We start from the raw sequence: 12,886 nt of genomic DNA, 5'->3' as shown, positions 1-12,886 counted from the left end.
TACTTAATCTAATTACTCACCCAATGTACGATGAATAAAATCTGTCATCTTTTTATAGAGATGTAATCTAGTGTTTCCACCATAGATGCCGTGATTTTTATCTGGATAAATCATCCATTCAAATTGCTTATCTGCCTGAATTAAAGCTTCAACCATTCGCATGGTATTTTGTACATGAACATTATCATCGCCTGTACCGTGAATCAATAAATAATCTCCTTTTAATTTATCTACATGATTTATTGGAGAATTTTCGTCATAACCACTCGGGTTTTCTTGCGGAGTAGTCATATAACGCTCGGTGTAAATTGTATCATAAAACCTCCAACTCGTTACTGGAGCGACTGCTATAGCCATTTTAAAAACATCGTTCCCTTTCAATAGTGCATTGCTACTCATAAAACCTCCATAACTCCATCCCCAAATCCCTATTCTTTCAGCATCAATATAATCCAATTCACCTAATTGTTTTGCCGCTTCAATTTGGTCTTCGACTTCGTATTTCCCCAATTCATTTTGAGTAACTTTCTTGAAAGCTGCACCTTTAAACCCTGTACCTCTACCATCAATACAAACCACAATATAACCTTGCTGTGCTAACATTTGGTACCAATAATCGTTTGCACTATTCCAACGGTTAGCCACTTGTTGTGAGCCTGGTCCAGAATATTGGTACATAAACAAAGGGTAGGTTTTATTGGCATCAAAATCTTTAGGTTTAATAGTCCACATATTTAAATCGTTACCATTTACAGAAATAGTACTGAACTCTTTTTTAGACATGATATAGCCTTCTAATTGTTTTGCTAAACTTCTATTATCTTTAATAGATTTTATCAATTTACCAGATTTTGAAGTGTGCAGAGTATATTCATACGGTACTGTTGCACTAGAAAACGTATTAATAAAATATGTAAAATCTGCACTAAATGAAGCGCTATTTGTTCCAGTTTTATTAGTAAGACGCTTTTTGTTTTTCCCGTTTAATTGTATGGAGTATACATCTCTATTTATAGAACCATTTTCTGTAGATTGGTAGTAAATAGTATTCGCTTTTTCATTAAAACCATAGTAATTGGTAACTTCCCAAGTGCCTTTAGTCACCTGATTTATTAATGTTCCTTCTTTTGAATAATGATAAATATGATTAAAACCATCTAACTCACTTGTCCAAATAAAACTGTTGTCCTTTAAAAACGTTAAATTAAAAGTCACATCTATATAAGCTTTATCTTTTTCTTTCAATACGTTAGTCATAGACTTATCCTTGGTATCAAACAACCAAAGTTCTAATTCATTTTGATGACGGTTCATAAACTGAACACTCAAAACATTAGCCTCATTGGTCCATTTTAATCTTGGAATATAAAAATCATCAGGCCTATCTTCACTTAACTCTGTTAGTTTTTTAGAATCTAAATCGTACAGATGTAAAGACACTTTAGAGTTTGCTTCACCTGCTTTTGGGTATTTAAAAACATGTTGTGTTTGGTATAAATCTGAACCATAAACATCCATAGAAAATTCAGGAACCTCAGACTCGTCAAATCTTATAAATGCAATTTGATTGCTATCTGTATTCCAATCAAAAGCTCTAACAAAGCTAAATTCCTCTTCGTAAACCCAATCCGTTATACCATTAATAATCTTGTTTTTTTCGCCATCTGTAGTTAACTGTTCTACGTTTCCAGATGTTAAATCCTTTACAAATAAATTATTTTCAAATCCGTAAGCTACTTTAGTTCCGTCTGGCGACAATGTTGGTTCTTGGACTAAATCTTCTGATACTTTAGTCACTTTTTTTGATGCGACATCATAAATATAATATTCACCCAACGTAGAGCGTCTAAAAACGGGTTGTGATTTTGTAGTTAGAATTATTTTAGATTCGTCTTCACTAAATGAATAATCAAAAAAACCTTGAATCTCAGAAATATCAGCTGAAGACACTAAGGTTTTTACTTTTTCTAAAGTTTTATAATCGTAAATATCTATGGTGGATGTTCTGCTTTGCCTATCGAAATTCAACACTGAATACTGATTTCCATTAGACATTGAGTGTAAGGCTTGCATCCCTTCTGTTCTAAAAGTCCCACTCCAAATATCTTGAAGTGTGATTTGTTTTTCTTGACAAAAAACGAAAGAGGTCATTAAAAAGCAAAAAACAGCTGCAAGGTGTCTTAATTTCATGTATATGTATTTATTATTTATAAAAAGTTGCACGTGATTCGCTACTAATCATTCTTTTGTGCGATAACATTTTTAGCATGCTCAATTTATAAATTTTATGTTTTAATAAAGCAATGCCAAGTTTACTAAAAATTATGCAAAAAATCGCTATTATTAACAGTAAATCGGCATTTACAATGGTTTATGCACACATTTTACACCAATCCTAGTATCTTTGTTTTTTCAAAAATAAGAACCAACATGCCAAATACCATTTCTGGCTTTTCTAAGCTTTCTAAATCCCAAAAGATCGAATGGCTTTTAAACACGTATTTCACAGATAAAGATAATGCAAGAGCACTTGTAAAACAGTATTGGAACTCAGACGATAAACTTCAAAAGTTACACGATGAATTTATTGAAAACACCATTACTAATTACTATTTACCATTGGGTGTTGCTCCTAATTTCTTAATTAATGAGACCACTTACACCATCCCAATGGCAATTGAAGAAAGCTCTGTTATTGCTGCCGCAAGTAAAGCTGCTAAGTTTTGGCTAGATCGCGGTGGTTTTAAAGCCGAAGTATTATCTACCGAAAAAATTGGTCAAGTTCATTTTATATATAAAGGCGATTTTAACAAACTTAAAGCCTTTTTTAAACATGTAAAACCTAAACTCATTAGTGACACAGCTTCCATGACTAAAAGTATGGAACGCCGAGGAGGTGGTATATTAGATATTCAATTACGAAACAAATCTCAAGATTTACCTAATTATTACCAGCTACATGCCACTTTTGAAACTCTGGATGCGATGGGAGCCAATTTCATCAATACCTGTTTAGAGCAGTTTGCTACAACTTTTAAAAACGAAGCGTTGAAGTTTGATGATTTTAATGCTGAAGAGAAAAATCTTTCTGTTGTAATGAGCATTCTTTCTAACTATGTCCCACAATGTTTAGTACGCGCTGAAGTATCTTGTAAAATAGAAGATTTAAAAAGTAAAGATATTCCTAATCCTGAAGAATTTGCACAAAAATTTAAACAGGCCATTAATATTGCAGAAATAGAACCTTTTAGAGCCGTAACACACAATAAAGGTATTATGAATGGTATTGATGCCGTTGTTTTAGCTACCGGAAATGACTTTAGAGCTGTTGAAGCTGGAGTACATGCCTATGCTGCAAAAGATGGCAGCTATTCTAGCTTAACACATTGTTCAATTACTGATGATATTTTTAAATTTTGGATTGAAATCCCATTAGCCTTAGGAACTGTTGGTGGCTTAACGAGTTTACATCCTTTAGTCAAATTCTCATTAGAGATGCTACAGAAACCAACTGCAAAAGACCTAATGAAAATTGTTGCTGTTGCAGGATTGGCTCAAAATTTTGGTGCTGTAAAATCTTTAACCACTACTGGGATACAAGAAGGTCATATGAAAATGCATTTGATGAATATTCTAAATCAGTTTGAAGCTACAGATGATGAAAAAATAAAACTTGTTGAACATTTTAAAACTAATGTCGTTACTCATAGCGCTGTTGTTGAAGCTATAAAAAACATAAGAGCGTAGAGAAATCCTAAAACCAAAACTTTGAACCCAAAGGCTACAACATATAGAAGTAACGGAAAATTATTACTCACAGCTGAATACGCTGTTTTAGACGGAGCAAAAGCTTTAGCTATTCCTACTAAATATGGACAGAGTTTGGTTATTGAACCAAATCATTCTAATCTAATACATTGGAAGAGTTTTAATGAACTTGAAGAAATTTGGTTTCAATGCTCAATTACTTATGATGAGATTACCGTTAGTATTCAAAAAAATAAGCCTGCTGATGACATCAAAGCACGTTTATTACAAATTTTAAAAGCGACTAAAAACTTAAATCCTGAGTTTTTAGCGTCCAACCAAGGTTACAATATTACCACTTATCAAGATTTTAATAGACTTTGGGGATTAGGCACCTCTTCTACCTTAATTAACAATATAGCTATTTGGGCAAATGTTGATGCCTATAAATTACTCGAAAAAACTTTTGGCGGTAGTGGATATGATATTGCCTGTGCTCAAAATGAGACTCCTATTACATTTCAGCTACAACCTAAACAAAGCCCTCTAGTAAAACCTGTAAATTTTCACCCAGAATTTAAACAGCATCTCTATTTTGTATATCTCAACCAAAAACAAAATAGTAGAGATGGTATATCGGCCTATAAAACATTAGGTAAAATTAACACTGACAGCATAGCAAAGCTCAATGCTATTACAGAAGAAATGATTAAATGTAATTCGTTTTTAGAATTTAAAAATCTAATTGAATCTCATGAACATATCATTGCTAACCTTATAGAACAAACTCCTATTAAAGACCGATTATTTATAGATTTTAAAGGCGCAATAAAAAGTTTAGGGGCTTGGGGAGGTGATTTCGTTTTAGTGGCTTCTCAAGACAATCCTACATCTTATTTTAATACTAAAGGATTTGAGACTGTTATTCCTTATACAGACATCGTTTTATAAATGACATACATAATAACCAAAGGTGTACTCATAAAAAAAGGCTTAACATTTCTGTTAAGCCTTTTTAAATAATTTAGTTAAAGTCGATTAATAAACGGTCTTAGCTCTATTATCTTCTATTTCTGCTGCATTTTCTAAAGCTGTAAAAACTTTAGTCTGTACTTTATTTCTACGTTCAGTATTTAACCTGTTCATAATAGCAGTATAGTTGTCTAATTTTGTTGCTTCGTTCACTTTAGTTACCTCAACTACATAAACTCCTTTTTCGCCATCAATTGGCTTAGACGTTTCACCTTGGGCTAATCCAAATGCTGCTCCTACAACTTTAGGCTCAACACCAGCTCCTGATAAAGTTGTATTTTTAATTGTGATAGCTGCAGCAGTCTTTATACTCTGACCCTGGTTTTTAGAAATATCTGCTAATGTTGTTCCAGTTATCTTTTCGCGAATCATTTTCGCTTTCTTTTCTTTTCTTATTTCTGGTAGTGCAGTAATAGAAGCATCTTCTGTACTCATTAAACCTTTTTCTTTTTTCTCAACTAATTTAGCAACAATAAATCCGAAATTAGATATTGCAAAATTCTTAAACTCTCCAGTATCAGTATCATCATCAAATGCCCAACGCACTACTTCTCTCTGACTTCCTAAACCTGGTATGTTTTCATCAAGCTCATTAAATGTAATTGGCTTAACTGTTAATTCGCGTTCTTTTGCTAAAGCATTAAAATCACCATCTTTAGAAGCAATTTCAAACTTAGACATTTTATTAAACACATCTTGAAGTGTTTGATCTGATGGCTCAATTTTATCTGCTATAGTTGCAACTTTTACAGTTTGGTTAAAGCTCTTTTGCTCTAAGATTTCAATCACATGATATCCAAAAGATGTTTGAACAACATCTACATCACCTACTTTGTTATCAAAAGCGTAAGCTTTAAATTCTGGTGCCATACCTGCTTTGTAATCAAATTCAATTTCACCATCTTGCTCATTACTTACTTTATCAGAAGATAATTCTAATAAATCCATAAATTTAGTTCCACTGTTGATTTTAGCTAAAATACTATCAGCCGTTTTCTTTGCTTCTTCTGGCGTCTTTGTTACAGATGCATCTGCTCTTGTACCACCAACATTAGGAATTAAGATATGACGAACTTTTACTGAGTCTGGCATTTGCTTTTTTGCAATAACTTTAGATAACTTGTAGTATTCGCCATCTTTATATGGACCATAATAATCACCAACATTTAATTTAATTAAAGTATCCTTAGCTACAGCTGGTAATTGATCTGCTCTTAAAAATGAGTCATTGTATTTGATATCTGAATTAGAGTTTACAAATTCTTCAATATCTGAAGCTGAATCAAATCCCGGAATTGTTTCAGTATTCTTACTGCTTTCATTGTATTCTGTTTTATCAGCTTTTAAAGCTAATAGGTCTGCTTTTATTTTATCTTCATCAGCTTTAGAAGCCTCTTCTTTAAACTCAACATATATAACCTCTCTAGTTGCATCTGTTTCGTACGTATCCTTATGCTTATTCATATACGCTTGAATATCACTTTTAGAAACGTCAATTAAACTATCTGCAATTGTTGTATAAGGAACTTGCACATAACGAACATCTATCGTTTTTGCATCACCAAAATACTCTTCTTGTGCTTCTGCTATAGTTGTACTAACTCCAGCTTTAATCATGTTATAATACGTTTGCTGAATTGCATTTGCAGCAATAGTCTGCTCATTATTTGTCCAACTATCATAATTAACCATAAAGTTACCTAATGGCGCAGTTTGACCATTTAGATCTCTTAAGTTAGAAATAAAAGCATTTAAACGGTTAACATCAAAGTTTCCGTTTTCATCTTGAAACTCTGGATAAGAAGAAAAACTATTTTTCAATAAATCTCTCATTTCGTCTTTTTCAACAGACAATCCCAATTCTTCAAACTCAGATTTTAAAACAATACTACGAAGCTCTTGATTGTAAATTGCATTCATAGCTTGTGTAGACGTTTGTCTTCCACCTGCTCTCTCTTGATAGTTCTTTACTTTTTGCTGAAACTCTGCACGATTGATATCTGTACCATTAATAGTAGCAACAACATCTTGCGAACTACCTGTTAGGGCATCAGAGTTTTTGAATAAATCTCCAATTACAAATGCGAATAACGCTAATGCGATTACTAATATTAATACCAGTGAGCGTTGTCTAATTTTATTTAAAACTGCCATAGTCTTTTTTGTATAGTATAATTTTGGTGTAAATAAGTCTGCGAAAATAGTATTTTATTGTAAATAATAAAAGGAGAAGTGCAGTTTTTATGAGTGTTAGAAATGCATTAATCTACTTCAAGTATTTTTAAGATGATTTCATCTATTTTTGTTGAAGACACTTCTGTAATTGTAAATTTGAAGTTATCGATTTGCACATCGTCATTTTCTTGTGGAATTTCTTCAGTAGCATTAACAATTAAACCACCTAAGGTTTCGTAATTTTCACTTTCTGGAAGATTTATTTTATAGGTTTCATTAATATAATCAACCTCTAACCTTGCAGAAAATTTATAGGTGTTTTCATTAATTTGTTCCTCAACCATTTCAATAGTATCGTGCTCATCTTCAATCTCTCCAAACAATTCTTCAATAATATCTTCAACGGTCATAATTCCAGAGGTACCTCCATACTCATCAATAACCACAGCCATACTACGACGCTTTTTAGTTAAAATATTAAGAACGTCTTTAATCAGAATTGTTTCAGGAACAAAACCTACCGGAATAATTATAGATTTTAGAGATTTTGGCTTTTTAAACAATTCAAAAGAATGTACATAACCTAAAATATCATCTATACTATCTTTATAAACAATAATCTTGGTTCTACCAGAATCTATAAATAACTGCCTCAAATTCTCTAAAGACTCAGAAATATCTACAGCAGTAATCTCTGTACGAGGTACCATAACCTCTCTAGCTTTCACATCTGAGAACTCTAAAGCATTCTGAAAAATTTGAATTTCACTATCTACATCGTCATGGTTCTCAACCGATTCCATTTGTTCTGTAATATAGTTTCCTAACTCAACCTTAGTCATTGCTAATACAACATCTTCTCCTTCTGCTTTAAATATATATTTTAAAACAGCATCTGAAATCCAAATAACAAAATCTGAAATCCAAGAAAACAGCACATAGAATATATAGGTAGGAAATGCTAAAACCTTTAATAAGGTATTTGCATAGATTTGAAAAAACACTTTTGGCAAAAACTCTGCAGTAAATAGAATAACCAGAGTAGAAATTGCAGTTTGTGTTAACAGCTGTAAGTCATTAAATAAATAGTTTAAAGCAGCACTATCAGAAGGTAACATCGTATTAAACCATCGCACAAGGACATCACCCATTTTAAAGCCATAAATAACTAAGGCAATATTATTACCTATAAGCATTGTAGCAATATACTTGGAAGGTTTGGCTGTAAGTTTACCTAAGATTTGCCCTAGAAAATCACCTTGTTTTTTCTCTAACTCAATATGAATTTTATTCGCAGAGACATATGCGATTTCCATACCAGAAAAAAAAGCAGAAAGTATTAGTGTACTTATAATTATGACTATATCAGCAGTCATAGATTATTTATTGTTACGATCTTCAAACTTTTTACTGAAGCGTTTTCTAAAGAAAAACATAAAGGTAGCCAATGCGGCAAAAAGCAATGACATGTATGCTCCATTTCTATTATCGGACCACTTTGAAATGGCATCGTATAAAAATAGTACAGCAAAAATAATGTAAGCGTAATGAAAAATCTTCTGTATTTTCATGTGTTGATGTATTGTTTTTTATTTGTCACATCCTGTTCGCGCATGGTACAATTTATAAAACATTGCAATTTTATGATGCGCTAGAATCATGTGTTTAGTAAAATGGTTAAGAAACAAAGATAGTTAATTATCAAATTGAAAGTCACCTCCCATTTCTAACATCTGAAAATTCTTAAACTCTTTATCCGAATCAAAACCAATACCATGCATTGGACCAACAGCACGCTTAAACAACCAAGGCTCATTAGTAAATAGCCATTCTAACTTTTGATTATAAAATAATTGCTCTGTAAATAACGTATCCTTTCCAGGTGTTGCAATTACAACATTACCTCGTAAATCTATAATATCAGTTTCGGTATAGGCAATAGCATAGTTAGACGTTATAGTAGTTTGGTTATTGTTTTCGTCATAAATCTTAAGCTCAATACCTTTAGGAAATTCTGAAAATGCAAAATCTCTATTAGAATAGTCTAACATCTTAGGACTTAAAAGATTGGCTAACAACCTCACTGTATCTTTTTTGAACTCGGTATATTTTAAATCGATATGCTCTGTTTCACCAATGGGTTGATTTTGTAAAACACCGACTTTTTGAACATCGTCAAAATCGTTTTTACATGAAAAAAACAAAGTCACAACAATTGCTGTGACTAAGTTTTTAATAATATGTAAATACTGTTTTCTCATTAATCTTTTGGTACAACTACTGAACGACCTATCCAACATCCTATTTTAATAGTTTGACCAGCATTAGTAGCGCTAAAAATTTCTTGTTTAGTAGGTGCACTAGCTCTATAACTAGCTGCTGTTTTAGCGGCTACAGATTTTAATCTTCCATCAACTCTACCAGCTTTTTCTGCTTCGTTAGCAGCTAACCAGAATACAGCTCTTTTGTTAAAGTTAGTGTCTCCACAGTTGTTTGCACTTTTAGCATACATAGCTGCTATTCTCAAATATGGTCCACCATTAGAAGGATTTAATTTTAAAGCTTCCATATATTGCTGTCTTGCTTTACCATAGTTACCTCTTTTGTAATTCTTTTCAGCTACACGCATTACAAGCTTCCATTTTTTAAGCGGATCTGTTTCCAAATCAAAAGACTGGTTGTAATACTTATCAGCCTCAGACATTTTACCTTGCTTTTCTTTTAAAACACCTAAATAATACGCTGTTTTAGCATCTGGCTCAACTTTATTTTTTTGTTCAACTAATTTTTCAAATAAAGGATCGTCTGTACATTCCTTTTCCCCCATTTTATTCATGGCACGTTGTAACCAAACAGCATCATCTTTATTTTGCTCGTAATCTTTTTGATATAAAGGAATTAAGACTTCACAATTAGCTCTGTCTCCAAGCTTCTTGTCCATGCTTGTTAAAATCTTAGTTTCAAACACATCTATATTAGACTCGTAACTCTTTTTATATTGTTGTTCCTTTTTAGACAAAGCTTCTCCAGCTTCTTCTTTTTCGGCATATACATTTAATCTTTTAGTATAACCGTTGATTAAATTTTCAATAAGCTCGCTTACATCATCATATTTATCAAACAATTTTTGAGCATCTGCAGGTGTCTTTGCGCCAGCATCGTATAAATCTACAGCTAATGAAAAATAAGTATAAAGACCTATCGCACTATCAAAGTTTTTAGCATCTTTTTTAAATGCCTCGTCAAACATATTATATAACTCTTGATCTGACTTATTTAACTCTTTTCTATACTTATATGCTAAGTTTGCCTTATCTTCTAATATTTCACCAAGATCATATTTAGACTCAAAATGCTCTCTACTTTGATCATATAACAACATTAAATCTTCAATGTGAGCTATTTGTTCTGCACCTGTTGATTTTTCTATTTTATCCTTCAGTATTTTCTCACCATGTACATAAATCGCTCTATTAAATTTAGGACATTTCTCTCTAACTATTTTCCATGGCCCGTAAGCATCATCATATTTTTTACTTTTCACATAACTATCAAATATTGATAGATTATTCATACATTCTTCTTGATCATTATCCTGAGCAATTCCTATGTTAACACTTGCAAAAAGCGCTAAAAGTAGTATTGTAATTCTCGTCTTCATTTTTATTAATTTTGTTAGTTATACTTCTTTTGTTTAAACCATCTAGAGCTTAAAGATAAACTTACATTAAAGTTTACAAAATTCTCTTGAATTAAATTTTGATTAGTTGTTCCTCGTCTTCCAAACTCTACGCCTAAATTGGCATTAGAAAATAAACTTCGGTTTCCAACTGGTAAACCTAAACCAAAAGACATGCCAAACTCATTAATTGACTCATCTTTTATTACTAAACCGGTATTTGAAAAGTTAAAACCAGCTCTATAAACTATACGTTTAAAATACCCTGAAAACGCTTTGTAATCTGGAATATAGAACCCACCAATAGCAACTTTTGATGAATTTTCAAAAGCAGAAATTTGATTAGAAAAAACAGGGTTAGAAAAATTACTTGAATTTTGAAATGTATATTCTGCACCTACAAACCAAGATTGAGGTTCACCTATACCAGCACCAAAAGATAAGGTAGACGGCAATGTTAAATCGGTACGGTCAAGGTTTTGAGCCTCTAAGTCCGCATCTATTTCACTAGACACACCCGAAATTTCTAACGTAGTTGCATCTAAAGAAACTGTTGAAAAAGACCTGATATTATCTGACTTTAATTTACTTTCTGGAGCATAAGTTAAGGTTGTAGACAGCTCTAACTTATCATTAATCATGGTTTTGTAAGCTACACCAAAATTAAAGTTTAAACCACTTAAATCAGACCTATTAAACTCACTAGTTTGGTATTGCACCAAATCTCCTTCTGGTGTGTATTTTATTTCAAGACCTGTATTCTGAATATTTCCAAAATTATAATTAAAGTCTACACCAAAACTTAATTTGTCTGTTACTTGGTAACCCAAACCAGCAAAAACTCTATTGACACCACCTTCACCATTGTAACGATTTACTAAAAAACCATCACTATTAATATCATCTAGTTTGTAGCCAACAGATGTATAAGGCATTAAACCAAAACCAAAACCAAATTTACCAACCGGTATTGACATGGCTATATAATCAAAGATTGTACTATTTGTTTTTGCTTCACCAGAATTGCTTTTTAATGTCACATCTGACATGGTTCCGGCAACAGTAAACTTTACAGGTCTACTTTCTCCATCAAAAGGAAATGCTTCAACATTCTTACCTGCATATGACGCTGGGTTTCTTAAATTAACGTGAATGCTATCTAAGTAAACACCAATACCTCCCATACTACGGTTTTCTACAGTACCGTTAAACTTTAGACTCCCAATACCATAAAATGAATATGGAGAACCCGTTCCTTGTTGTGCAAAAGCAGCAGAACTTATAATTGTAATACAAATTACAATGAATCGTTTTATCATTATTTTGAATTATATTCTAGAATAAAATTCAAACCTTCCAATAGAAAATTTGAATTCGCAAATATGCTATTTTTTAATTGGTTTGACAAAAAATTGGCATCTCCTCCTGTTAAAATAACTGTTAAATCTGAATAATCTGTTAGATATTGATCTATAATTCCATCTATTTCCTTAATAACACCATTTACCACACCAGAATGAATTGATGATTCTGTAGAGTTTCCAACAATAGTATGAGGCAACTTTGTTTCTAATAACGGAAGATTTGCTGTTAAATTATTTAGTGAAACATAACGCAACCTCAATCCTGGCGAAATAGCACCACCAAGATAATGATTGTCTTTTGTAACAAAATCATAAGTTATACATGTACCAGCATCTATAATTAGTACATTTTTATTTGGAAATTGATTTACAGAAGCACAAACCAAAGCAATTCGATCTACACCCAATGTGGTTGGTGTTTGATAATCGTTTATAAACGGGAAATTTAATTTTGAAGTTAACTCAACCGTATTAAAATCATTTCTTATGAGTGTAACTTGTTCACTTGACAAGTTACCAACAGATGAAATAATTGCTTTTTTTAACTTTGGAAAGTCTTTTTTCAATATTTCATACTGCATTTTAAACGTATTAAGCTTAAAACTTAGTTTATAAATTAAATTTTCATCATCAAAGACAGCAAATTTAACATATGTATTCCCTACATCTACAATAAGATTCATATCAATTCTGTTAATTGCAAATTTATAAAATCAAATTTTATCAAATTCTTTTTGCGTATATAAAAAATGCATTTATATTTGCACCCGCTTAATTAAGCAACTGGTGCCTTAGCTCAGTTGGTAGAGCAAAGGACTGAAAATCCTTGTGTCCCTGGTTCGATTCCTGGAGGCACCACCACCAAAAAGCCTTAAACATTTGATTACAA

At 32.0% G+C, this 12,886-nt stretch carries 10 protein-coding genes and 1 tRNA gene; 3 read left to right on the top strand and 8 right to left on the bottom strand.

The genetic code is table 11. The features are described from left to right. Nucleotides 1-12 precede the first annotated feature (12 nt). On the bottom strand, nt 13-2,190 hold the full coding sequence (locus KO504_RS12220) for a S9 family peptidase (protein ID WP_215927222.1): 2,178 nt from the start codon (nt 2,188-2,190) through the stop codon (nt 13-15). 183 nt (nt 2,191-2,373) lie between these two features. On the opposite strand from KO504_RS12220, the gene KO504_RS12215 reads away from it, so the two are divergent. Beyond that, nucleotides 2,374-3,747, top strand: a complete 1,374-nt coding sequence (locus tag KO504_RS12215; RefSeq protein WP_215927220.1) for a hydroxymethylglutaryl-CoA reductase, degradative — start codon at nt 2,374-2,376, stop codon at nt 3,745-3,747. Nucleotides 3,748-3,768: 21 nt separating this feature from the next. After that, nucleotides 3,769-4,698, top strand: a complete 930-nt coding sequence (locus tag KO504_RS12210; RefSeq protein WP_215927219.1) for a GYDIA family GHMP kinase — start codon at nt 3,769-3,771, stop codon at nt 4,696-4,698. 87 nt (nt 4,699-4,785) lie between these two features. On the opposite strand, the gene KO504_RS12205 is transcribed toward KO504_RS12210, so the two are convergent. The 7 genes from KO504_RS12205 to KO504_RS12175 form a co-directional block, all read right to left on the bottom strand. Continuing rightward, on the bottom strand, nt 4,786-6,933 hold the full coding sequence (locus KO504_RS12205; RefSeq protein WP_215927217.1) for a peptidylprolyl isomerase: 2,148 nt from the start codon (nt 6,931-6,933) through the stop codon (nt 4,786-4,788). 107 nt (nt 6,934-7,040) lie between these two features. After that, the gene (locus KO504_RS12200; protein ID WP_215927215.1) at nt 7,041-8,330 is read right to left on the bottom strand and encodes a hemolysin family protein; all 1,290 of its coding nucleotides are present in this window, start codon (nt 8,328-8,330) and stop codon (nt 7,041-7,043) included. Between the two features lie 3 nt (nt 8,331-8,333). Further along, nucleotides 8,334-8,525, bottom strand: coding sequence for a hypothetical protein (locus KO504_RS12195; protein ID WP_215927213.1), 192 nt, complete (start codon nt 8,523-8,525; stop codon nt 8,334-8,336). 123 nt (nt 8,526-8,648) lie between these two features. After that, nucleotides 8,649-9,215, bottom strand: a complete 567-nt coding sequence (lptC, locus tag KO504_RS12190) for an LPS export ABC transporter periplasmic protein LptC (RefSeq protein ID WP_215927211.1) — start codon at nt 9,213-9,215, stop codon at nt 8,649-8,651. Then, entirely contained in the window at nt 9,215-10,615 is a 1,401-nt protein-coding gene (locus tag KO504_RS12185; protein ID WP_215927209.1) for a tetratricopeptide repeat protein, read from the bottom strand. Before KO504_RS12185 ends, lptC begins: the two co-directional genes overlap by 1 nt. Nucleotides 10,616-10,629: 14 nt before the next feature. Next, nucleotides 10,630-11,952, bottom strand: a complete 1,323-nt coding sequence (locus KO504_RS12180; RefSeq protein WP_215927207.1) for an outer membrane protein transport protein — start codon at nt 11,950-11,952, stop codon at nt 10,630-10,632. Next, nucleotides 11,952-12,680: a type III pantothenate kinase gene (locus tag KO504_RS12175; protein ID WP_215927205.1), complete on the bottom strand. Its 729-nt coding sequence runs from the start codon at nt 12,678-12,680 to the stop codon at nt 11,952-11,954. Before KO504_RS12175 ends, KO504_RS12180 begins: the two co-directional genes overlap by 1 nt. 102 nt (nt 12,681-12,782) lie before the next feature. Between KO504_RS12175 and KO504_RS12170 the strand changes: the two genes are divergently transcribed. Next, nucleotides 12,783-12,858 (top strand) — tRNA-Phe (locus KO504_RS12170). Nucleotides 12,859-12,886: the final 28 nt, after the last annotated feature.

The sequence above is a fragment of the Winogradskyella psychrotolerans genome, from assembly GCF_018860565.1.
GTDB lineage: Bacteria > Bacteroidota > Bacteroidia > Flavobacteriales > Flavobacteriaceae > Winogradskyella > Winogradskyella damuponensis.
The sequence above is the reverse complement of the archived record's forward strand: the minus strand, read 5'-3'. Positions and strand labels throughout refer to the sequence as shown.